The organism is Streptomyces sp. DH12, from assembly GCF_020873895.1.
GTDB lineage: Bacteria > Actinomycetota > Actinomycetes > Streptomycetales > Streptomycetaceae > Streptomyces.
On the sequence record NZ_JAHWGT010000505.1, the window covers coordinates 1 to 584 of the forward strand.

At 75.0% G+C, this 584-nt stretch carries 1 protein-coding gene; it reads left to right on the top strand.

The window, feature by feature from the left end; genetic code table 11:
* The coding region (locus LPA54_RS35435) for a phospholipase domain-containing protein (protein WP_228984689.1) at positions 1–584 on the top strand (584 nt) is incomplete at both ends.

The window sequence follows — 584 nt, forward strand, 5'->3', positions numbered from 1 at the left end:
GACTTCTCCCGCAAGGACGCGCGCCCGGCCCCGCTGCCCGGCACCGACGCGTACGAGCCGCAGGACCGCGAACGCCACCCCGACTACCGGCCCACCCCGCCCGCCGACCCGCGCATGCCCCGCCAGGAGCGCGGACTGCGCCGCTCCCGGCCGCTGAAGTACGTCCCGCACGTCGACGCCTCCGTCGACGCGGCCGCCGGGAAGCTCACCCACACCATCGCCTCCGGGCCGAAGGCCGGCGGCGCCTTCCACGTCACCTCCGGCAACCGCGCCGACGGCCCCTGGACCTACACCACCGAGGCCGGCAGGACACTCCGGGACACCTGGAACTCGGCGTACTCCGCGAGCTCCTACGACCTGACCGTGCACGGCCCGAACGGCTTCGTGCGCGTCTTCAAGGGGTCGAACAGCACAGCCGGCTGCGAGGTCACCGCCCGCCACCGGGGCGACGACATCGAGCTGACCTTCACCCACAGGGGCACCGGCACGGCACGGCTGCGGATCGCCGACGGCTACGGCGGCAGGCCCTCGGCCGTCACGGTCCGCCCGGGCCAGACCGTGCGGCGGACCGTCGACCTCACCCG